The organism is Sphingobacterium thalpophilum (assembly GCF_038396785.1).
Lineage (GTDB): Bacteria > Bacteroidota > Bacteroidia > Sphingobacteriales > Sphingobacteriaceae > Sphingobacterium > Sphingobacterium thalpophilum_A.
Genome location: NZ_CP151087.1, coordinates 3252295 through 3275194 on the forward strand (window position 1 = coordinate 3252295; position 22900 = coordinate 3275194).

18 protein-coding genes and 1 pseudogene are annotated in these 22900 nt (G+C 39.5%); 9 read left to right on the forward strand and 10 right to left on the reverse strand.

What is annotated here, in order from left to right; genetic code table 11:
* Window positions 1-45 precede the first annotated feature (45 nt).
* From lepB to AACH28_RS14415, 3 genes are all read right to left on the reverse strand, one after another.
* Window positions 46-1623 (reverse strand): signal peptidase I, encoded by a 1578-nt coding sequence (lepB, locus tag AACH28_RS14405; RefSeq protein ID WP_341830815.1) that lies wholly within the window; start codon window positions 1621-1623, stop codon window positions 46-48.
* Window positions 1624-1661: 38 nt separating this feature from the next.
* Window positions 1662-2396, reverse strand: coding sequence for a hypothetical protein (locus AACH28_RS14410; RefSeq protein WP_312350774.1), 735 nt, complete (start codon window positions 2394-2396; stop codon window positions 1662-1664).
* A gap of 300 nt (window positions 2397-2696) precedes the next feature.
* Window positions 2697-3170, reverse strand: coding sequence for a hypothetical protein (locus AACH28_RS14415; RefSeq protein WP_312357330.1), 474 nt, complete (start codon window positions 3168-3170; stop codon window positions 2697-2699).
* A gap of 367 nt (window positions 3171-3537) precedes the next feature.
* On the opposite strand from AACH28_RS14415, the gene AACH28_RS14420 reads away from it, so the two are divergent.
* The 3 genes from AACH28_RS14420 (at window position 3538) to AACH28_RS14430 (ending at window position 7452) form a co-directional block, all read left to right on the forward strand.
* A complete protein-coding gene (locus tag AACH28_RS14420) occupies window positions 3538-5706 on the forward strand; it encodes a TonB-dependent receptor domain-containing protein (RefSeq protein ID WP_341830816.1) in 2169 nt (722 codons plus the stop codon).
* A 205-nt stretch (window positions 5707-5911) separates the two neighbouring features.
* The gene (locus AACH28_RS14425; RefSeq protein ID WP_046673887.1) at window positions 5912-6388 is read left to right on the forward strand and encodes a DUF4625 domain-containing protein; all 477 of its coding nucleotides are present in this window, start codon (window positions 5912-5914) and stop codon (window positions 6386-6388) included.
* A 44-nt stretch (window positions 6389-6432) separates the two neighbouring features.
* Complete coding sequence (locus AACH28_RS14430; protein ID WP_341830817.1) at window positions 6433-7452, forward strand: DUF4625 domain-containing protein; 1020 nt, start codon at window positions 6433-6435, stop codon at window positions 7450-7452.
* A 103-nt stretch (window positions 7453-7555) separates the two neighbouring features.
* Here the strand turns inward: AACH28_RS14430 and AACH28_RS14435 are convergent, their stop codons facing one another.
* The 4 genes from AACH28_RS14435 to AACH28_RS14450 form a co-directional block, all read right to left on the reverse strand.
* Window positions 7556-8005, reverse strand: a complete 450-nt coding sequence (locus tag AACH28_RS14435; RefSeq protein ID WP_341830818.1) for a PepSY-like domain-containing protein — start codon at window positions 8003-8005, stop codon at window positions 7556-7558.
* Window positions 8006-8087: 82 nt separating this feature from the next.
* Window positions 8088-9371 carry a HAMP domain-containing sensor histidine kinase gene (locus AACH28_RS14440; RefSeq protein ID WP_341830819.1) on the reverse strand — a complete coding sequence of 428 codons (1284 nt, stop codon included), beginning with the start codon at window positions 9369-9371 and terminating at the stop codon, window positions 8088-8090.
* A complete protein-coding gene (locus AACH28_RS14445) occupies window positions 9368-9526 on the reverse strand; it encodes a helix-turn-helix domain-containing protein (protein WP_341830820.1) in 159 nt (52 codons plus the stop codon). The genes AACH28_RS14440 and AACH28_RS14445 overlap by 4 nt, the downstream gene beginning before the upstream one ends.
* A gap of 137 nt (window positions 9527-9663) precedes the next feature.
* Window positions 9664-12720: a beta-L-arabinofuranosidase domain-containing protein gene (locus AACH28_RS14450; RefSeq protein WP_341830821.1), complete on the reverse strand. Its 3057-nt coding sequence runs from the start codon at window positions 12718-12720 to the stop codon at window positions 9664-9666.
* A 590-nt stretch (window positions 12721-13310) separates the two neighbouring features.
* Between AACH28_RS14450 and AACH28_RS14455 the strand changes: the two genes are divergently transcribed.
* Window positions 13311-13745, forward strand: coding sequence for a hypothetical protein (locus tag AACH28_RS14455; RefSeq protein WP_341830822.1), 435 nt, complete (start codon window positions 13311-13313; stop codon window positions 13743-13745).
* A 493-nt stretch (window positions 13746-14238) separates the two neighbouring features.
* On the opposite strand, the gene AACH28_RS14460 is transcribed toward AACH28_RS14455, so the two are convergent.
* Together AACH28_RS14460 and AACH28_RS14465 are read right to left on the reverse strand one after the other, a co-directional pair.
* On the reverse strand, window positions 14239-15621 hold the full coding sequence (locus tag AACH28_RS14460) for a nucleotide sugar dehydrogenase (protein ID WP_159332702.1): 1383 nt from the start codon (window positions 15619-15621) through the stop codon (window positions 14239-14241).
* A gap of 142 nt (window positions 15622-15763) precedes the next feature.
* Entirely contained in the window at window positions 15764-16474 is a 711-nt protein-coding gene (locus tag AACH28_RS14465) for a CpsB/CapC family capsule biosynthesis tyrosine phosphatase (RefSeq protein ID WP_341830823.1), read from the reverse strand.
* Window positions 16475-17189: 715 nt separating this feature from the next.
* Between AACH28_RS14465 and AACH28_RS14470 the strand changes: the two genes are divergently transcribed.
* The 3 genes and pseudogenes from AACH28_RS14470 to AACH28_RS14480 all read left to right on the forward strand — a co-directional run bounded on the left by AACH28_RS14470 (window position 17190) and on the right by AACH28_RS14480 (window position 20898).
* A complete protein-coding gene (locus tag AACH28_RS14470) occupies window positions 17190-19130 on the forward strand; it encodes a tetratricopeptide repeat-containing sensor histidine kinase (protein WP_341830824.1) in 1941 nt (646 codons plus the stop codon).
* A gap of 123 nt (window positions 19131-19253) precedes the next feature.
* A complete protein-coding gene (locus AACH28_RS14475) occupies window positions 19254-19688 on the forward strand; it encodes a hypothetical protein (RefSeq protein ID WP_341830825.1) in 435 nt (144 codons plus the stop codon).
* A gap of 169 nt (window positions 19689-19857) precedes the next feature.
* Window positions 19858-20898 (forward strand): annotated as a pseudogene (locus AACH28_RS14480) (IS5 family transposase).
* Window positions 20899-21069: 171 nt separating this feature from the next.
* Here the strand turns inward: AACH28_RS14480 and AACH28_RS14485 are convergent.
* Entirely contained in the window at window positions 21070-22173 is a 1104-nt protein-coding gene (locus tag AACH28_RS14485; RefSeq protein WP_341830826.1) for an acyltransferase, read from the reverse strand.
* 118 nt (window positions 22174-22291) lie between these two features.
* Between AACH28_RS14485 and AACH28_RS14490 the strand changes: the two genes are divergently transcribed.
* A complete protein-coding gene (locus AACH28_RS14490; RefSeq protein ID WP_159332696.1) occupies window positions 22292-22555 on the forward strand; it encodes a hypothetical protein in 264 nt (87 codons plus the stop codon).
* 96 nt (window positions 22556-22651) lie between these two features.
* Window positions 22652-22825, forward strand: coding sequence for a tetratricopeptide repeat protein (locus tag AACH28_RS14495; RefSeq protein ID WP_159332695.1), 174 nt, complete (start codon window positions 22652-22654; stop codon window positions 22823-22825).
* Window positions 22826-22900 lie beyond the last annotated feature (75 nt).

Below are 22900 nucleotides of genomic sequence, written 5' to 3' on the forward strand. Positions count from 1 at the left end.
AATTATAGTAATCATTTCCCCTTTTTTGTCCGTATTCTTTCTTTATTAATGGATGCCTTTGAGAATTCTATTCCATCGTATTTTGGAAAGCCCATTGCCATTTGCGTTCCAGCTCATCCAGGTAAATAATGCTTTTCCGACAATATGATCCTCAGGAACAAATCCCCAGTCCCTCGCATCGAGCGAGTTGTGCCTATTATCTCCCATCATCCAATAATAATCCATTTTAAAGGTGTAGGAATTTGTTCGATTTCCATTGATATAAAGCCCATCCGTTTTCTTTTCCAACAGGTTATTTTCATACACCCTTATGGCTCGCTCATAGAGTGGTAAGGTCTGTGCATTCAGAGGAATAGTCATGCCCTTTCGAGGAATAACAAATGGGCCAAAGTTATCGTAGTTCCATTTATATTGTGGATCGTTCGGAAAAGTATTTGCCTCAGCTTCTCCAGGTTTACGCAAGTTCATTTGCATGGATTTGACATTGGACCAGGATTTCACCATTGCTGCCTGATCTTTGGTTAAAAAGATTACATAAACGTCTGGTTGAATAGCAGAGACTTCTATTCCCATATCTCTCAGGCGCTGTTCGTCCAGACCTGCCTCATCTGTGATCACGGTATAATCCATCTGGCTTTCCGGGGCTACAAAACCTGGTTGGTCGTTCACAAACAATACTCCTTCTGTCATGCTAATTTTATCCCCGGGCATTCCCACACAGCGTTTAATTAAATGTTCGCGTTTATCGACTGGGCGGGTCTGAATTGTAAATTGTTGATGTACTGCTTCACGCCCCATGCTACGCACCAAGTCATAATAGGGCAAGTCTTGATTTTCAACAGCAACGGTGTCACCTGCAGGTGCATTAAAAACGATCACATCATTCCGTTTTATTTCTTGAAATCCGGGCAATCGTTTGTAAGGAATTTTAATGAGTTCGGAGAATGCTTTTCCTCCTACTAATGGCATCGTATGATGTGCAAAAGGAAAGGCTATAGGTGTATTTGGAATACGGGGCCCGTAATTTAATTTACTGACAAAAAGATAATCTCCAATGAGGAGAGACTGTTGCATAGACCCCGAAGGAATCATAAATGCCTCCAATAAAAAACCACGAATCAAGGTAGCAGCGACAGTCGCAAAAACAATCGCATCCGCCCATTCTCGTACCATCGATTTTTTATAGGGATATTTCTTCTTATAGTCTATATACGATTGATGCGCAATTTCCAGTTCAGATTCCTTTGTCGCCACGCGACCTTCGGCATGCGCTACTTTCAGATTTTTGGCATATAGCCCATTCATAAATTGCACATTTTTATCTCTGCCCCAAAGTGGTAGCACGATAAACGGAACCAGCACAGCAGCGCAGTTTTCCCAAAACCTTCGTTTCCCAAAACAATGAATAAAATCGAGGTAGAGATTATAAAAGATAAAAACATTGACGATCGGAACAATCAACAGAATAAGCTGCCAGGTCTTCTTGCCGAGTATCCGCGATTGGATCCACTGACTATAGACGGGCACAATTCCCTCCCAACCTTTGCGTCCTGCCTTTTCAAATAGCAACCAAAAGCCGTAGGCTGCGACTATAGTCAATACAATAAAGATGGTAAGTATCATAAATTCGTTTTAAATGCAATATCAGTGAATAAAAAATCTCAATAAATAATTAGTTGCTTTCTCTCCTCGGAAGAGGTTTTTGAAAGTTGAAGCTCATTATAGCGCATAACGTATTTTATAAAAAGATCATAATCATACTTTTTCTCATTTTCAAACTCAGCAAACAACTCCGGTTCGTCATTGATCAAACGCCCTAAAGCAATTGTCCGCTTTTTTTTGCTGTTGCTAAAAAGTTCGTTCGTATTGCTACTTATTTCAATCACTTCACCGGTTGACTTTTTTAATGCATAAGCATATTTAGACTTACTGATTCCAATGGACAACATTGTACCGCCACCACCCGTACCAAACATCATTCCTCCGCCACCACCAAAGTTCAAATTAGACACATAATAAACCATTATTTCTCCATCAACCAACACTTCAGCAAAAGTTGGCTCCTCCGTATAATATCGACCTATTTGAAATACTTGTGGAGAAGTTCCCTGAACGGGCTCCAAGCCATTTTCGACATAAGAAGGTGCATAAACTTTTCTTTTGGATTCCCAGTAAGCACGAAACACCTGGCCTGGGGCAAAAGTTAGCTTCTCTTTCTGTTGATTTTCAAATTTGAGTTTGTGATCCTTGATGGAGTAGATTTTTCCGTAAAGGGTATCTGCGTTCATAAGCACTAAATAATCTATTTTTTTTGCGGCTTCCTGTGCACGAGCTGTCATTAGTATACTGGCGCAGGAAGAAAAAATCACAGCAGTTAAAATTGATATGGCTTTCATTTGAACATTTATTTTGCACTATTTTTAAATCGCATGGCATGCGCTGCCACAAGTAAGGTAAAACTACATAAAAATATGAAATTCAAGTTCGGCCTTCGGAGTTTTAACGTTTGTTAGCATTTTGTTTTGCTAGGCGCATTCCTACAATATTGCGCAAAGATTTTAAGATCCCTAAAAACGACCTCTAACAATACAAGTCGATACAGCCGTATTTCTCAAGCAAACAACAGCTGTACTTCAAAAAAACAAAGCCACATCATTTTCGGTGATGTGGCTTAACTGATTGCTTATGCAAAAAGATTAACTTTTATATTTACTTTCAAATGCTGTGGATGCTTGATTGACACCATTGCTCATATTTTCAAACGCTTTATTGATATTTTCAAGCAATGCAGACTCTTTAGCAGCATCAGGTGTCTTATTTTTTCGGAGTTCAATCAATTTCGGATAATCCTCCGTAACGATTTTTTTATACCCATTTAAGCCATCAAGAACGGCTTTTTGGAATGTCGCATCGCCTCTGAAATCTCCCAGATCTTCGACTTTCTTGATATCATCATTCAAAGATTTTTCCCAATCTGCGCGGACCTGTTCGGCTTTCGTATAATCGGAGCCATTCATGGCGGCATTCATGTCTGTCACATGTTTTTCACTACTATTTATAACGGTAATAATTGAATTGTTGTATGCTGCAGGATCTATTTCTCCCGAACCACAACTTGATAGGCTCAGAACCGCTGCGGTCATCATGCCCGTAATAAATTGTTTAATCATATTGATCTATTTTATAATTTGTTTTTCCTCATTTTTCGTAAAAATAGCAACACCACATCATCCATAGGACAATCTTTAGTGCATTAAAAATCTGTTTAGGTTACGCTAGCAACCGCTATTTCACCAGTGCCTTTTTCTAATTATGAATATCACTCACCAATGCATAACACTCTAAATCAAAGATAATTGAAGCCGAAAAATATTACTATCGCTGAAATCAGGGATTTGTTTCTTCAAGCCTTATCATGCAACATTGTTGCTTTTTATTCCTTTTTTTTATTAGCTTTGTTGCAACTTAATTGCAATATATTATTGGGAATACCATATGTATTGCACGAATTACGCTTTACGAATCGAATCCACATAGATGAATAGGTATATCATTTTTTCCCTTATCGCAGCACAACAGCTATTTTTCCCATGTTATGGACAGGAAAATAGTATCGAGCTTGAAGAAGTAAAAGTTGGCGGGCGACGTTATCACCGGGCAGCAGAAGGAGCATTATCGATCCAGCTATTGACTGCCGACTCTATACAAAAATACCAGGCGGGAAGTTTAATGCAGACATTAAGCAGACTTCCCGGCGTTAATGCCATAGGCATAGGTGCTAATCAGTCTAAACCGCAGATTAGAGGGCTCGGATTTAATCGTGTGGCCACGGTAGAAAATGGCATTAAACATGAAGGCCAGCAATGGGGGTTGGATCATGGATTGGAAATCGATCAATTCAGTGTAGGGAGTGCCGAGGTACTAAAGGGGGCCAGCTCATTTCTATATGGCTCGGATGCCATTGGCGGTGTCATTCGGCTATCACCGCCAGCGGAACTACAGGAGACAGGTTTTAAAGGGCAGTTTAACCTATTGACAAAGTCAAACAACGCTACTTTTGGCGGATCGGTACAAGCACAGGGCCGAAAAGGGAATTGGGTATTTGGAGGAGGATTCACGCACCTGGAATATGGCGATTACCGTGTCCCCACAGATACAGTCTATGTTTACAATTATGCGGTACGCCTAAAAGATCGGCATGTTCGCAACACTGCGGGACGAGAGACACATTTTCAACTACGCGGCGGATATCTATCAGATCGTTTTTCTTCGATTTTCTACCTGAGTAATTATCATACAAAGTTTGGCTTCTTTACCAATGCGCACGGCTTGGAACCAAGGGGCGTAGATACAGCACTTTATGACAAATCCAGTCGTGACATCGGTTTCCCAAGCCAGACGGTCAATCACCTGAAGCTTATTAACCGCAACTTTATCGATCTGGATAAGCACAAGCTTTGGATAGATCTGGGCTATCAGAAAAATTACCGGCAAGAATATAACAATTACACCGCGCATGGTTATATGCCACCTGTTTATCCAAAAGATATGACTATCCCCATCAATTTGGAAAGGTTATATGACAAACAGGTCTATAGTATCTCTGTAAAAAACCAATTTGATTTGGCCACACATCGACTTACCCTAGGTGCAAATGGAGAGTATGAGGATAACCGTATTGATGGTTGGAGCTTCCTTATCCCCACTTTTCGCCAAAAGGCAATGGGCCTATTCGTCTATGATCAATACAAACTCGCGGACGAAACCATGCTATATGGGGCATTGCGTTACGATTACAGCCATATTCAGACATCACCTTATCAGGATTGGTTCGAATCAAAGCTGGAAGATAATCAGTCGGGCAGAATAGTCCGGGCTTCGGCGCTCAGTCGCCATTTCAATAGCCTGGTTTGGTCTATAGGAGCGGCACATCAATTCGGAGATCTAGAAACAAAAATCAATGTAGGAAAAAGTTTCAGGGCCCCCATTGCACAGGAGCTTGGCGCCAATGGTGTCAACTATCACTACTTCAGTTATGAAAAAGGCAATCAATCCCTGTCGCCCGAACAATCCTACCAGCTGGATTTATCATTGGCCTGGAGTCCCAGAAAAGTCTTTGTCGCCTTTACACCATTCTTTAATTACTTTTCCAATTATATCTACCTCAACCCCACGTCGCGCTACGATCAATATTATGGTGCTGGCAATCAAATCTTTGAATATATGGAAAGCCGTGTTCGCCGCTATGGAGCTGAATTGAAGCTCAGCTATCAGCCTTTGAAACAATGGAAAGTAGAATTATTGGGCGAATACGTCCGATCAGAACAACTATCGGGTGCAAAGAAAGGCTATACACTTCCATTCTCTCCGGCGCCTTCAGCGTTGATGGACATCAGCTGGACAGCAAAAAACAGCAAACATTTTAAAGAGACCTACCTTTCCGTCGATTGCAAATGGACAGCTGCACAGCATCATATTGTTCCGCCAGAAGAGTCCACAGCAGCTTATCAGGTCTTCAACTTTCGAGCAGGAACACAGCTTCGGTTTTCGGGATCTGCCCTCCAATTACGCTTACAGGTTCAAAATCTATTTGATAAGAAGTATATGGATCATACCAGCTTTTATCGGCTGATCTCATTGCCTGAACAGGGGAGGAATTTTATGCTATCCATTGGAGTTCCCTTTGGAAAACAGTCCAGATCGTAACATGAACGACCGCGAATGAAGAATAAGAATAAAAATAACATTCACCAAAAGATAGTCACTTTAAATAAGCTTTTGATCGCAATGAATTACGTGAATCGAAGCGTGCAGTGAACTCTTATGCAATTTGTAACCAAGACACCTGAATAACCGAACATCACAAAAGCATGCTAACAATAAAAGATATACGAATGAATAAAATTTATAGATGAAAACACTTCAAAAATACACACTTATTACAGTGTTACTTACGATGGCCGTTGCCTGTAAGAAAGATAAGGAAAGCATCGATACCGAAAAACCGGTCATCACCATCGATTCCGAAACAGCCTTTCCAAAACAGTGCAGCACCATTAAACGCGGTACAAGCTTTACTTTCCACAGTAAGCTATCCGACAATGTAGCGCTCGGAAGCTATAGTATTGATGTACACCACAATTTTGATCATCATTCGCATAGCACAGAAATCGGAGAGTGTACTATAGAACCTATCAAAACGCCTATCAAACCCTTTACTTTAGTCAAGACGGTCAATATTCCGGGTCAGCCACAGCAATATGATGCCGAATTAAAAATCGATGTGCCAGCAGATATCGATCCCGGTAATTATCATTTTATGATTCAGGTGACTGACCTGGCGGGATGGAGTAGCCAGAAGGGGATCAGCATCCGTATACTCGAGTAATACCATACCTATTTATCAACTCAATTTAATTAAATCCATTTTACATGAAAACTAGAAACATTCGCTTCTTCTTCCTGTTAAGTACAATTCTTTTAGGCTTCCTATCGTCCTGTAAGAAAGATAACGAGGAAATTCCAGCACTTGCAAAACCCCAGATAGGCACACTTGAAATCGGCAGTGGCAATAATAAAACTGTCCAAGCGGGATCAGATCTTCATCTTGAAGGTGATATTGTTGCCGAAGCACTGATTGCTAAAATCGAAATTGAGGTTCATCAAGAAGGTGGCGGTCAGTATAAGTTTACAAAAGCCTATACGGATGGAAAATACATTGGCGTGAAAAATGCGACATTTCATGAACACATTGATGTTCCCGCTGATGCTCCCGCCGGGGCATATCATTTTCATTTTACGGTAACCGACAAAGCCGGAAATGCGACTACAGCTGAATCACCATTGACCATACAAGGTTCAGATGCCAAAGTTGCTTATAAGCTTGTATTTACAGAAGTAGCCGGCGAAGCCCATGGAGACCATTTCCATGATCTTGCCGACAAAGAAAAGGTAGAGCCAATTGCTATCAGCTTTGATGAGAAGGGAACAGCATTGGCTGGAGGACATGCACACCTCAATCCCGCAGGTATCTATAAAATTGAATTAAAACAATTTGATGCTTCTTCAAAAGAAATCCAGGGACAATACATCAGCAATAAAGCAACTGCAGACTACTACAAAGCATTCCTTACGGGTGGTTCTTTCGTTTTAAATCCGAATAGCAGTACAGGAAATGGTGCAATCTTTCAAACGAAAGAAACGAACTACGATGATGGCACTGCAGTAAACGGAGCAACGGAGACGACAGGGATTATCACTTATTTTACGGCAGGAAAAGACAATGAAGGCGAGAAAAATGTATTCTTTGTACTTCGCAAGTTTAACGATGCCAGCACAAAGGCAAAAGTTACCCGTACTGACTGGAACTTATCGGATTATGCTACTAAGTTTGCTGGTCAAGACCTCATAAAGCTATCTTTTGAACTCCACGCAGAGGAAGGAGAAGATTAGTTAGCGCGATAAACTCAGCCTACCTGCCCAAAAGAACCTTCATGATTTCGCCGCTATGAGTGCGTGTAAAATCATGAAGGTTTTATTTGTACAGAAATATCATTTAGTCCCTTACTTTCGTAAGCACATTTCCCTGTGGATCGAGTACCACCTTCCACTCCTCTTTTCGACTTTTCACTTCAAACGCATAACTCACTTTCTGTTCGGCGGTAATCTTTTTTGCGTCTTCAATGCGATAGCCCGGAAAATCTCTTTTCACCCGGTCCAGCACACTCTTCGGTAGTTCTCTTTTGTTGATTTCAGTTTTATACCGCAAAAGTTTTCCGTTATGCTGAAACCAAGCTTCCTGGTCAATGCCAAATAAACCCGTTTCAAACTCCGCTTCATAAACATTCCCCTTCAATTCCCAATCTACTTTTTTGGCTTTTGGAAATTTCTGTTGGAAACTATTCACCACGACAGCGGGAACTTGACTTTGTGGTATATCCTGAGCAATAGCTCCTGTTGTTGTCAGTGCAAGTACGAAAGCACTCCAGATTAATTTACAGTTCATGATTCTATTTTTAAGTGTACTACAAAGTAAAAAAGCGAATCTGTAAAGATTTGGGAACACTTACCTTCTCCTCCTATATTTTCTAAGGGACAATATTGAGCTGAAAGCTATGCTGATTGTTTTCATACTGGTAGACGATTACAAAACCATAGAGGTGACAGATGGCCTGCACAATGGCCAGTCCCAAGCCAGTACCTTTGGATGCTGCATCTGACCTATAAAAACGGGAGAATACCAGGTTAGCATCCAACGCTGCATGTGTACTCGTATTGGACACCGTAAGCCCTTTGTTCGTTATATGGATATTCACCTCGCCGCCTAATCTATTGTGGAACAAAGCATTTCGCAGGAGATTTGACACCACTATATTTGCCAAAGCACTATCCATTTGTACACTCAGCTGATCTTCTTGCACGACATTGATTTTTATCTGTTTAAATTCAGCAATAGCCTCAAACTCCGCTACAATATTTAGCACAAGCGTATTGAACGAAAGATCCTCATTGTGCAAAAATTGTTTATTCTCAATTTTACTCAACAGCAACAAGGATTTATTGAGGCGAACAAGCCGCTCGGCAGTTGCTAATACCGCTGCAACAGCCTCAGACTGTTCCTGGCTCAACCCTTCTGTTTCCGCCATGATTTCCAATTTGTTGATCATAATGGCCAACGGTGTCTGTAATTCATGTGAAGCATTGCCAATAAACTGTTTTTGCTGTTCATAGCTTTCCTCGTTATGGCGAATTAAGGTAGTCACAGCAAGCTGTAGGTCTTTAAATTCCTGGATCTGCGTATCCATCGTGGGCTTCTCCTTGGTTTTGCCTAAACGAAACCGTGTCAACTGATCCAAGAACGTATATAATGGCCCCCATAAACGTTCTATGACGACTTTATTGATAGATACGATACTGATGACCAACAAAACAAATAAAATAACAACAGAATAAAAGAGATTCTTGATTAGATCGCTCTCTTCGATCATCGAATTGATGATCGGAAGTTCATAATAATGTCCTTGATGTTCAAATGCTGTCGTCAACATTCGAACTGGTTCCAGTTCCGGCTGGGGATCATCATCGTCCTGCATATACAACATGGTGTCCTTATAAACGTTTTGCATCTTAAGGGCCTGTTCTTCGGAGATCTGGCGCACCTTATAGTTATTTATCCCAAACTCTAAATCTGGGGCTACGGTGGGATTGCTGGAAAGTTCCTGGATAATGAGCCGTTTTTGGTTTTCGAGTTCTTCGTCGATATTATCGTGGATCACCTCCAGCATAAATAGATAGAACACTGTTGACCAGAGAGCGATGACCACCAATACGGAGATCGAAAGATACTTTAGTGTTTGGTTGGCTAATCTCATTTTTCGACAAGTTTATAACCGATTCCATATACCGCTTCAAAATCCACATCAGCATGACTAGCCAAGAATTTTTTGCGCAAGTTTTTTATCTGTGAATAGATGAAATCAAGATTATCCGCCTGGTCCGCTTCGTCTTCAATAACCAATATTTTCATCTTCTTAATTCTATTTAGCGGAAAACTTGTGTAAACAATAGTATTCTGTCCATGCTAAATGACAAGTTACATACACAATTGTTTATGACAAAGGTACCTTGAATTTGGGAAAGATTTAGGAACACACTGCTTGCCTCTTATTTTAAGCTGACATCCAGGTAAACCGAATGACGTCCGTAAGTATCATAAAAAGGTTTATAAAGGACATCATCAATGTAAAATTCCAATGTTTCGGGATTCCCTTTAATAGACTTAGCAATATCCTTTGCGTCTAAGGTTACTTTACGCCAGTCCTTTCTTGCTGCAGGTTCCTGGGCGGCTAATAAGATTGGCCCATAAAACAGACTCGCCATATTGGGCTGATCCATAACCGGGTCCAGATGAAACTGAAATGGCATTTTGAGGTTGATCACATCCCCATCTTTCCAGGTACGGTTTAAGGTCAGGTAAGTGCCCGGCTCAGCTTTAATTTTTTGATTGACTCCATTTATTGCAACAAAAAATCCCTTTGTTGCCCAGCTTGGCACCCGCACATGAAGTTCAAATTTGCCATTCCCCCGTATGGTCAACGCTGTTTGATCCGCTTTCGGAAAACTGGTTTGTTGCTCGACGCTGATTCCCCGTTCCGTCCAGTGTAGGGTAGAAGGAATATACAGATTGACATACAGCGCCTGGTCATCCTTACTTTTAAAATAGATTGTATTCTGCAATTTAGTACTGCTCTCAATAGCCGTACCATTACAGCAGGTAAAGCCTTTCATATCGGCATTTCCAAACTGCTTAATAGATCCCGCGCGTAAAGGTACATGATACGTGTTTGCTGGACTATTTTCTGCAACAGAAGCTAAGATATGATTGTATAATCCACGTTCATAATAATCCATCAACTCTGCGCGCTGATCGAACATAAACAAGTCACTTGTCAATTTCAGCATGTTATAGGTTGCACAGGTTTCGTTCTGCCCACCTGCAGAAAATCCATTTTCATATAATGTCGCCGGCTGACTAATAAAACATTCGGCATTGGCGGGATTTCTGGCACCAGCCACACCACCGATACTATACATATAATCGTTGGTGGCCTTATACCAAAAGTTGTCCGCAATTTTATAATATTGGGGCTCATTGGACACCCGGTAAAGCTCCATGCTACCCACAATTTGAGGAATATGCTGATTGGCATGTAAGCCCCTAAAAGTATCTACATTTTTGGCCAGTCCATGTGTATGCGCGGCATCGCCGTAGAACATATCAATATTGTCAAATAAGCGGGCAGTTTTTAAATAGTTCTCTTCACCTGTTATACGATATAACCTTGCCATCACTTCATTCATTCCGCCAAATTCACCTGCGATATACGTATTCCACATCTTGATTAATGTCTCTGTCGGGACTTTATTTAAGCGTGTATACACCCAATTGCCCATTCCCTCTGCGATCTCCAATGCTTTTTTATTTCCACTTACCTCATAAACATCCATCAGGCCGGCCAGGATTTTATGCAGCGTATAATAAGGTGCCCAAACCTGGTTCTTCTGCCCGCCATATTTTGCGCCATGTTCAAGCATAATAAACTGATCCGGGGGATAGGCACTGATAAAGCCAAGTCCCCAGTTCCAATAATCTGTACGGATTCCTTCGTCACTCAGGTCAGAATCATAAGCTGATTTACCGGGACCATAAGGCACCGCAGCAGGATCTGCAATAGAAGCCTGCCCCGCCTGTCTCGGTGTACCCGACAACTTTGACAAGGCATAAAGCACGTTGACCATGGTATCCATCTTCCCCAAAAATTTTGATTGGAGTGCCTTATCATAGCCTGTACTCGCATAAGCTTGTGCAATTGCCGTCAGGTAATGTCCTGTAGCATGACCGCGCAGTTTGATATCCTGGCTGTCCCATACCTCCAAAGGTTGCACACCGATCGGTTGTTTTTGCCCAAACGCGTGTTGAAACATATAGAGGAATGAATTGGGATCCGTTTTTGCCAATGTATCAATGAATTTATTGCGATTTTCAATAAACTTCGTTTGATGTTGCTTTACATCCGTATTAAGGGAAACCTGATCCAAGTGAAATGCCTCCAATTTTAAGCTAGGTATCTTGGACTTTACCTTCCCTTTGACTGTAATGATGGCTTTGGGTTTCAGATCAGTCCCGGGAATACGCCCCGTGACGGTGTAAGCTGTTTGCTGCGCGACGGCACTATTGTCGGTTGGTGCAGGCCACAACACACGTACTTTTGGTCCCACCATACCGTCTTTATATGTACCGACGACGTAACTCGGCAATCGAGGCAGCTCGCCTATCGCTGTTTCTACGGTGACATCTGCAACCCCTGTTAAGAAGGCATTATAAAGCGCTGCTTTATTCATTGGAAATCGCGGCAGGTCATCCTCAGCCTTACCTTTAGAAGCAACATCTTCACGCACACCCTTCAACGCATTTCTATACACCATGCCGATCTGGTTTTGATTCAGTGGCACACGATAAATGCGAAAATCATGCAACAGTGCATTTAAACTTACATTGCCACCCGACAGGGATTTTCCAATGTATAGTGTCCTCTTGCTACCTGCTTGTCCAAAAACCTCGGTCAGCTCCTGCGGGATGTCGTTAACTTCTCCGGCGGGCATACCATCCAAATATGTTTGCATGGTCCCTGTAGCAATATCAACTACGATGGCCAAGTGCACCCATTTGTTTAAAGGCACAGCCGAAGAGACCGCATTTTTTACTGCGGCCTTCTTTTGCGCGATTATCCCCATATAGCCATTTTGCTGCGCTGTACCTGTTGGTGTTCCAGCAAAATGCTTAGCAATATCTTGTCCAAAATCGAATAAATACTGACCAGACTGCGCTGCACGTAAATATATCCAACCTGTTATGCTGATCGACTCAAGATCATTGAGTACTTGCGCTGGAAGTACGACAAAATCGTCCTTTCCTCCAGCGAGAGAAAGCACCTTTGTAAATTGCTTATCTGATACAAATGAAGCTTTTGTGCCCTGGAATTTACCATGTAGTCCATTGCGCGACCAATCCTTAAAATCCCCATCAAAGACATAGCGGGCCACCATGCCTGTCTCCCCGATACCATCTAAGATCTGATCCCCACCCTGTGCCACAACTACAACTGTCATTTTAATAAAAATTGTGAGAATTGCTGCAAAATATATCGTATATCTTTTCATATCGCTATCTTTTATTCGCTAATGATTTATTGTTTAAAGATATCCTTCTAGCCCGGTGAAAGCTAGTACCGTATCCTTTTCCTTGATTGTCTTCAACAGATGACAAACAAGAAGAAAAGCAATGCCTATTAATAAGCTTCCAAAATCGAAGAATATTTTCTGTATTGCTGTCTATTTGACATTTATAAAATTAATGACTCTACATCATTATACATAGGTTTATTTTAGCCAATATTCTCCAGATTTTAACTAAGGTGTACCGAGTCTACTATCGTTCATAGCCCCACAACTCCTCCTGTCCCCTAGCAGAGGTAACACCACCACTATACTATGCCCATACTAAGAGCAGGTACCAACACCACTATAACGATGCCCATACAAACCTATAGAAACTCAGCCCGCCATGACCGATTACTCCTCGGTATTTTGTATTTTAGATTCGATATGATCTACTTTGGATAAACGAAATTCAAAAATTTGGGCACCAGTGATCAGTCTGGATGGTTTCCGCAAGGAACAGACTGCAGGGCGCGACGAACTCCTATTTAATGAACTGCATGGCGAACGGCTCATCGACAAACCGCATAAACATGATTTTTTTTATCAGAAACTCTGCTCTGGCTCTTGCGGGCGCAACATTTATCCGGGGAATGCTATTTGCAGAAAATCAACCTAATGCGGTTTATCAAGAACTTTTGAGCGGCTACCAAGGTAAAAAAAGTTATACACTGAAAAACGTGTTGTTGGAAACCGGATTTGAGTACGGTGGTGATGGTAATGTAACCGCAACAAAGACCGGTCTTTTTTCTATTCAGATCGCAAACGGAAAAATCAAAAATATCAGTGCCAACAGCAACAGTGCTGATACGATCGATGCAAAAGGACTTTTGATGCTGCATTCTTTTAAAGATATGCATATCCATTTGGATAAGACCTATTATAGCGACAAATGGCAGGCTGTAAGACGCCGCCCAGGAGGTGTAAAGGGTATGAATGCTGGCGCCTTATCTCCAGAAAGCGGCTAAAACCAATATTGATTTTATCGGTGGGGTCGATCCTTGCAGCTCAGGTATACGGCCAGGCTACGAGCATTAGATTAATTGGTTGCTGGCACGAACAAGATAAGAGAAAATGGCATTGACAAAAAAATTATTCAGTGTCAATAATTACTGAATATGAGTTTAATTTAACTCCGCATTGGATTAGTTAAAAATTAGCGAATTGATTATATTGCTTCGTCAGGTTAAAAGCAACTTGACGAATAAATAAAAGGCTAGGATTACTATCATAGCCTTTACAAATCAATCTTCAATTAACTTTACTCAGTTACTAAACGTGCAAAAACAAACCATATACAATTAAAATGAAAACTGACTTCTAAAAAACCTGCAGATTTTTCAATCTACAGGCTGGAATGCACTCATATTTATGAATAATCAAACGAGTGTATCTAATATACGTAATTATAAGTAACAATGAAAATTCATAATTTTTAAAAATTTATGAATATCTTAATTATTATTCTCCAATTGAATAATATTCAAATCCCATATCAGCCATTTTAACAGCATCCAATATTCTACGTCCGTCAAACACAAAAGCTGGACGTTTCATCAGATTTTTTATCAAAGCCCAATCATACGCCTTAAACTCATCCCACTCAGTCAATATCGCTACGGCATATGCATCTCCGAAAGCAGTGTAAGGATCGTTCACGACCTTAAGAAGATTTCTATTCTGCTCAGGCGATCTACTATTCAATCCATCAATATCGCTATAAATTTGCTCTTCTTTCACTTTTGGGTCGTAAACAACAACTTGGGCTTGCTCATCAAGCAGATGATCAGCCACATAGATAGCAGAAGCTTCACGTGTATCATTTGTATCCTTTTTGAATGCCCAGCCTAAAAACACGATTTTCTTCTCATTTACAGTGTTATACATTGTCTTAACAATTCTTTCTGCAAAACGTGCTCTCTGGTGATCGTTTATGGCAACGACTTGCTCCCAATAGTCTGCAACTTTAAAAAGATTATACGATCTCGCAATATAGACTAAATTCAAAATGTCTTTTTTAAAACAGGATCCACCGAAACCAACAGATGCTTTTAAGAATTTTGAACCGATACGATTGTCCTGACCTACTGCATAAGCCACTTCATCAATGTTAGCTCCTGTTACTTCACAAAGCTCAGATATCGAATTAATACTAGATACGCGTTGGGCGAGAAAAGCATTTGCGACAAGTTTAGATAATTCAGAGGACCATAAGTTCGTCGTTATAATCTGTTTTTTAGGTACCCAAGCTTCATATATATGAGCAAGTGCATCAATAGCTTCCTGATCTTCTCCTCCTATCAATACGCGGTCAGGATGGTGTAAGTCGGCTATCGCTGTTCCTTCAGCCAAAAATTCGGGATTGGAAAGAACCTGAAAACTTACGCCATTACCTGTATTATGTAAAATACTTTTTAATGCTTGCGCTGTACGAACAGGCAAAGTAGATTTTTCTACAACAATCTTATCAGATGACGCTACTCGTGCAATCTGCCGAGCACACAACTCAATATACTTTAAATCGGCCGCTTCACCTTTACCCTTTCCATAATTTTTTGTCGGCGTATTTACCGATATGAAGATCATATCTGCCTCCTCTATAGCAGCATCCACATCTGTGCTAAAAAAAAGGTTTCTGCCCCTTGATTCAGCCAAAACAAGATCCAAGCCTGGCTCATAAACAGGAATTTTGCTTAAATCAGAATCGTTCCATGCCGATATGCGCTTTTCGTTGATATCAACTACTGTAACTTTAATAGCGGGATTTTTCTGAGCAATAACCGACATTGTTGGCCCCCCAACATAGCCTGCTCCAATACAAGCAATCTTTTTTATTCTTTTCATTTATTATAATATCACAGCTGCTTCACAAATAAAAATAATTACAGCCCATTTAACACTCTTCTTGATATTGTACAAACGCTCGGGCTAATATTAAAAAACTGGCGCTTGCTTTTCTAGAAATTTAAAGAGCGAATATCCTGACTTAGTTAACGCCAAGATATTCGCCCTTTAAATTACATGAAGGTTCACTACAATCTTCTCTTCGTATAACATGTCTTTCATGATGAATGTCCGTACCCACAAGATCCACTAACCCCTCACTGGCCAGATATTTTGCCATACGCTTTTCGTGCATCCCATAGTAGCCCGTAACAGATAAAAGATTAACCTGCAATAAACAACCAATTTCACGTAACCGCCTGATTTGATCCACATTGCCATGGTAAAATTTATAGCGTTCAGGATGTGCCAAAATGGGATTATATCCCTCGATCAACAAATCAAAAATCATTCGTTCAATTTGATTATATTCCTGCGCATAGGACATTTCGATCAAAATCAAATTAGTGGGCAATGTTAACAATTTCTCATCAGCTTTTAAAAGCTGCTCAAAGTGACTATCAACCATATATTCCGCGGCATATCCCCCAAGAAAACCGGCGAATTCTCCGATAGATAACTGAGCAAATGCTCGTTCTATATGTGAAACGGTATTGGGATACATTTCCTTAAACACATGGGGTGTAAAATATAGCTGCTTCAGATTTAAATCAGCTAGACGGCTCAATATCTTCATACTTTCCGCTGTATTGGCACAACCGTCATCCAATCCAGGCAAAACATGGCAATGCATATCAACCTCCATCCAACTGAGGTCATAAGGTTGACTCTTTCTATTAAAAATAGACCGCATGAGGATTTATATTAATTGTTAATTTATATCAAATTAAATATTTTTACTCATCTTTCTGAAATCTCCGGCCGGTCCAACCAATCGGAGTATTTCATCTACAATCACAAGCTTAACACTTGAGGCCTTTATAATATTCCAGATAAAAGATTTGGCGACATTTTGAATCGAATATCCTACCTGAGAATAAATCATCCGCAAAAACTATCAACAGTAATAAATCAAAATTTAACACATGTTCTATCTTTTTAGATTCCAAACAATACACCAGAACAACCTCAAATTTCAATTTAGATAATATATATTCTAATAAAAGCTATTTTTAAAATGAGATAATCTGTTCATCCTCCTTTTGCAATAAACTGAAAGGCTATTTTAAAAATTCAATCTTCGATTATTATAAGTTAATAGCATAAAGCTAGGCTTTTCAAACTGTAAATCATAAGCATTCCGATTTTGAAAAAACTATATTAGCTTTATTCAAAAATGAAATTTATTTTTTACATATCCCAAATATAATCATATATTTCACATTTCAACATTTATTTTACATTGCTTTTCGTTAAATTGCAAAAAATATTTCAATTCTTTAATTATATTACGTAAATCCCTCTCCATTGTTAATAATTCGATACACTAAGAGTAGAATAATATTTTTCGGCCCCGATCGTATACTAGGATCTTATATTATTATTCAAGGTTATAATCATAATACAACATGAATAGATTAATCTTTTTGTTATTTCCCCTATTTTTACAGCTTGTCTTGAGCTATCCACAAAAATTGCAGGCTAGAGCATACTGCAGATTTATCCATCAGCAACAGCATATTCCTATCGAAATTGATTCCTCACAGGTGAAAGAGTACTATAACAAAGCAAAAGAAATATATCGCAGTGACCCAAAGGAGGCCCAAAATATCGTAGAAAAAGGGATTTCGCTAGCTCAACTTCATCACATGAGTGAAATGGAAGTTGACCTCCTTAATCTAAAAGGCGTCATACTACTAAAACTAAACCAATTTGATGAAAGTATAAAAACACACTTTGAAGTACTCAAAAAAAGAGAAGCCCTCCAGGACAAAAAAGGTGAAATGTTGTCCTTATTGAATATAGGAAATGTATTCAATAAAAGTTATGATCCTGATCAAGCCCTTATTTACTATCTTAAATCACTAAAAATTGCCCAACAAATCAATGACGCCCCAAATCGGCCAAACATACAACTGAACATAGGAAATATATATGCACAGCGGGCATTGAACGGAACAGAACAAAAACCAGCAAATAAAGCAATAGAATACCTTTTAACAACTGTAGTATACAGCAAAAAAAACACACCGCAGATTGATCTGTTCAATTCTTATATATTATTAAGCTATCTTTATTTAAAGGTAGAAAAATTTAATCTGAGCTCACATTATACCGACATGGCAGTCGATATTACGAGTAAGAAAAAAGATCCAGTTGGAGAAAGTTACGCGAGAATTAACAGAGCAAATATACTTGTTCAAGAAAAAAAATTTGAACTAGCCAAAAGGAAAGTTTCAATCATAAAACAAATTATAGCGAGGAGCGGCCTCAAGGAACTTAATGAAGAATTAAGCGGGGATTTTGAAAAGATTGCTAAAGCTATAAAAATGAGCAATACAGCACTGGTATTATCCGATATAGATAGTGCATCAGCTGAATCCACAAAGAACTCGGAATTGATACGCACAAAAATTAGGGAAGAACTTCGTGAAAAATATGAAACGACAAAGAAAGAGCTCGAAAACAAAAATTTAAAATTGCACAACGAAGCCATAGAAAAAGAAGTCAAATGGAATAGGTCGGCATGGCTATGGACCTGTGGTTTCTTACTCATTTTTTCGGTGCTGCTTCTTTTACTTTATAATAAACATAAGCTATTGATTTTGGAAAAGCGAAAAGTTGAATTCCAAAGCCATGAGATCGAAAAGCAACATGCTTCTTTAATACAGGCTGATCATTTCCGCTCAAGAATCTTTTCTGTCATATCGCATGATCTACGAACGCCCATAGCAAATTTTAATGCCCTGCTTTCTTTAACAAAAATTGCCTCCATACCCGAATCAGAAATAAAAAGCTCGCTGGTGAGCATTGGACAGGAAGTGAAAACGGCATCGAAAATGTTAGAGGAATTACTTGTATGGTCATCTCAGCAGATGTCGAATGAGCAGATCGAATTCGCAACGATATCAATTTATGATACTGTTATGCAAAGCGTGCAACTTTTTGAAGATAGAATTAGGCTAAAAAAGCTAACTGTTGTTTATTATATCGATAAAAACCTCACTGTATACACTGATGGCAAACGATTGGAATTCATTATCCGTAACATGATCAACAACGCGATCAAATTCAGTTTTATAGGAAAGCCTATTAAAATAAACGCGAAGGAACAAAACGGAGAAGTGATTATCGCCATAGAGGACCAAGGCTCCGGAATAGATGAAATTAAATTAGCCGCCTTAAGGCGGAAAGGACGCATTTTCAGCACTTTAGGCACATTGAAAGAAAAGGGCACGGGCATAGGGCTGATGTTATCACAAGAATTTGCAGAAAGAATAGGTTGTCGGATCAGTATTTCCAGTACGGTTGGCCTTGGCAGTATATTTTCTTTACATGTACCAATGTAATTGTCAAAATTAAGTTCAAATAGAACCCTAGGGACTATTTAGTTTACGCATTAATATTTTCATCTTCGCAATAGTAAATTTAACATGTATTATACTAAATTGAATTCCTAATAAATAAAAGTCATGTTCAATAATATTAAATTCCATAAACCAGGTCAATTATTATTTTGCTTAATAACAATAGCAATTCTATTAACCAGTTGCGGTTCTTCTAAAAAAACTATATTGACGGAAGAGGATATACTGACCGATACTTATTGGTTACGCAAAAACATGGAAGCGGAATTACTTTATGGCGGTGGAGACAATTATTTGCGTGTCCATTTCCAGCAAGGAAAAATTTATGAAATCGTTACAATGAAAGGAGAACGCTTAACGGGCTTAAAAGAAGAAGGTTCATATACTGTAACTGATAACAAAGAAATAGTTTTAACAACAAAAAAACAAGATCAAAAAGTATCCTATAGATATATACTTGCTAATAGCCGGACATTAAATAAAGTTTCCGAAGATGGCAGCCTGCTGACCAACGACTACGAATCTTACAAAAAGCAATAAAAACTTTTCCTCCATATTATTTCAGGATAGTCTTCAAAAACTACATAAGACCGTTGCAAAAGTGTTTGGTTTTTATTTTATTGATATTCAAGTTTTTAATTTGTTTCTTGTTGATTTTCGTTATATTTAAGGTATGGAAAAGACAGAAAAAGTTAGCTTTGTTGATTACATGGTTCAAAGACGGAAAATCAAGCAGGAATTCTTCGATCAGATCAATACATTGGTAAATTGGCGTCCGATTTCAAATATTATCAACAAGCATTACCACAAAGGGGAAAGCAAAATGTGACGCCCTAGTTATTCTGGTCTTGTCCTCTTCAAAATGACACTTCTACAGACCTGGTATGGTCTGAGTGACTACGAAGTAGAAGACCGTATAAACGACAGTATCTCCTTTAGTCGCTTTGTTGGCATCAGTTTGGACGATTCGGTTCCCGATCACAGTGTTATTAGCCGTTTTCGCAGCTCGCTGACAGAAAAGGGTGTTTATGAGAATCTATTCAAGGAGCTGAACAAGCAGTTGAATAAACATAAAATATTGGTAAAACGTGGAGCTATCGTTGATGCCAGTATTGTTGATTCTCCGCTAAAACCAAAAGGCAAAGTTATTTACGAGATCGAAAGTGACCGTAGTGAACATCCTCGCTAAGATTCTGAGCTGGATAAAGAGAATAGTGAACAGTTATTGATCCAACAAGAGAGCCCGGGTGTTGACCATGAAGCTCGTTGGATAAAGAAGGCTGGGAAAACACGTTATGGCTATAAAAAGCATTATGTCACCGATACAGAAGGCCTGGTTCTGGGCGTGGTAACCACTCCAGCAAATGTAAATGAAATTGCCAATCTTCAACAGGTAATATCTTCGGCTGACCTTCCAAAGGGCATCCATATCTATGCTGACAAGGGATATCGTTCCTCTAAAAATGAGGAATTGATCAAATCAGGAAAGCTAAAAAGCAGGATCTTGCATAAGGCAAAGAAAGGAACAGCGTTAACCGAAAGAGAGAAGTTAAGAAACAAACTGATCGGCAAGATCAGGTTCAAAGTTGAACGGACCTTCGGGAGCATCCGGCGATGGTTCAACTCAAGCTGTGCAAGGTATAAGGGGATCGCCAAAATGCATACACAAAATCTAATGGAAGCCATGGCGTACAATCTTTACAGATCACCTGGGATACTTGTGTCCAATGCAATAAAAAACACAAATTAAGCAGTTGAAAAGGCCTCAAAAAGAGGATTTTTCAAGAAAACGCAACTAGATTTCCGAATCCAAATCGGAAAAAACTGCAAAAAAAAGCAAAAATAACCGATCAGAAAATATCAACATTATTTTGCAACGGTCTTCATAGGTTTATTTTAGCCAATATTCTCCAGATTTTAACTACTGTCCGTCGACTCTACTGTCGTCCACGGGCCCACAAATCCTACAGCCCACCAGGAGAGGTAAAAACGCCAATATGCTACGAAAATGCTTCATGATCCGCGGTTCAATCCGATCGCTCAGCAGATAAGCCAGGGCAAGCATAAGAATGATAACACCTGAAAGGAGCAGGTATTTATTCAGATACAGGTGATTAAAAATAATAAAGCCGATGTGTTGATGGATTAAATACAGCGGATAGGTCAACATGCCAATTTTAACAAATCCGGACGAATTGATCGCCTGGAGCTTTTTACAGGAAACCAGTAACATGAGCAGGTAAAACACAACGATGGTCGCACCAATAATATAAGGTGAAAAGTCACTGTGAAAAGTGCGTTCCAGCCAATGAATACGCCCCACAGCACCATCGATGGAAATGTACAAACACCAAGGTAAGGCGACAAAATGCTGGACTTTTGGTCCATGAAGAAAAATCTGGCAGAATATAATTCCCGCAATAAAATATGCACTCCAGTCGAGTAAAAAAAACTCATGGATTGCGTCATAAATTTCCGAAGGCCCAACAAAAAAGCGTAGGCTGGACAATAGCAACCAAAAATAAACCAAGTAATCCAAGCTTATTTTTTTAAATCGATTCAGAATTAGAAACAAAGCGATGATCAGGTAAAATTTCAACTCTACATAGAGCGACCAATAAGCGCCATCGACATCCCCCTGTCCCCATAGTTTTTGCACCATGGTCAGATTGGCCAATAGTTGGGTAAATGTGACATGATAGCGCGGTGCGCCCCAAAAATAAGAAACGATAAAAGTCAACAGCAAACAAATCCAATACATCGGATACAAACGCTTGAAGCGGGAATAACAGAACTTAAGCAGTGAAAGATGTTTGATGGAAAAAGCAATCACAAAACCACTAATGATAAAAAATAAGTCTACGCCCAGGTAGCCGTATTTAAAATATTCTCCGACGCCATCGAAACCCAATAGCGACATATTTCCGGCTGCATACCCCCGATATAAATAATGATATAATACGACGGCAGATGCTGCGATAAAACGAAACAGATCGATTTGGTAAATTCTTTTGGACTCAGACATTTGGCTGTAAATATAATCAATTATCTTCCCTGTTTGTCCAGCATGGTTTTATATTCGTGAAGTTCATTGTATTTAATAGTTTTTTTTATTTTTACTGTTTTATTGAAACAAACTAACCATGCATCGTTTAACCATCCTATTATTTTTTACCATATTGTTCTTCACCCATCATGCATATTCCCAAAACAGTGGTTGGGAAAAGGTAGATAAGCAGCTATCGGAGGCAAGTAACGATTCGACCCGAATATTAGCTTATTACAAAGTAGCATCTGAAATCTATCGCAGCAATCCCACAGAGGCGCAAGAAATCGTTTCCAGAGGATTAAGCCTCGCTAAGGACAAAAGGTTTGCGACGTTGCAAATTGATTTATTAAATTTATAGGGAGTTATATATCTGAAGCTAAATAACTTCGATGAAAGTGTAAAACCCCATTTCAACGTACTCAAAAAACGAGAAGAACGCAACGACAAAAAAGGCATGATGCTTTCTTTTCTGAATATAGGAAATGTGTTTAATAAGAGCTACGACCCCGATCAGGCCTTAAAATATTATCAACGCGCACTAGACCTTGCAAAGGAACTGCTCGAAACGAGGAATCGAGCCAATATATCGACCAATATTGGGAATATAGATATGCCCAAAACGCATTAAATGGAGAGAAGAAATAGGATGTAGCGCATGCCATCGATTATTTAGTAAAAACGGCAGAGTTCTGTAAAGCCAATG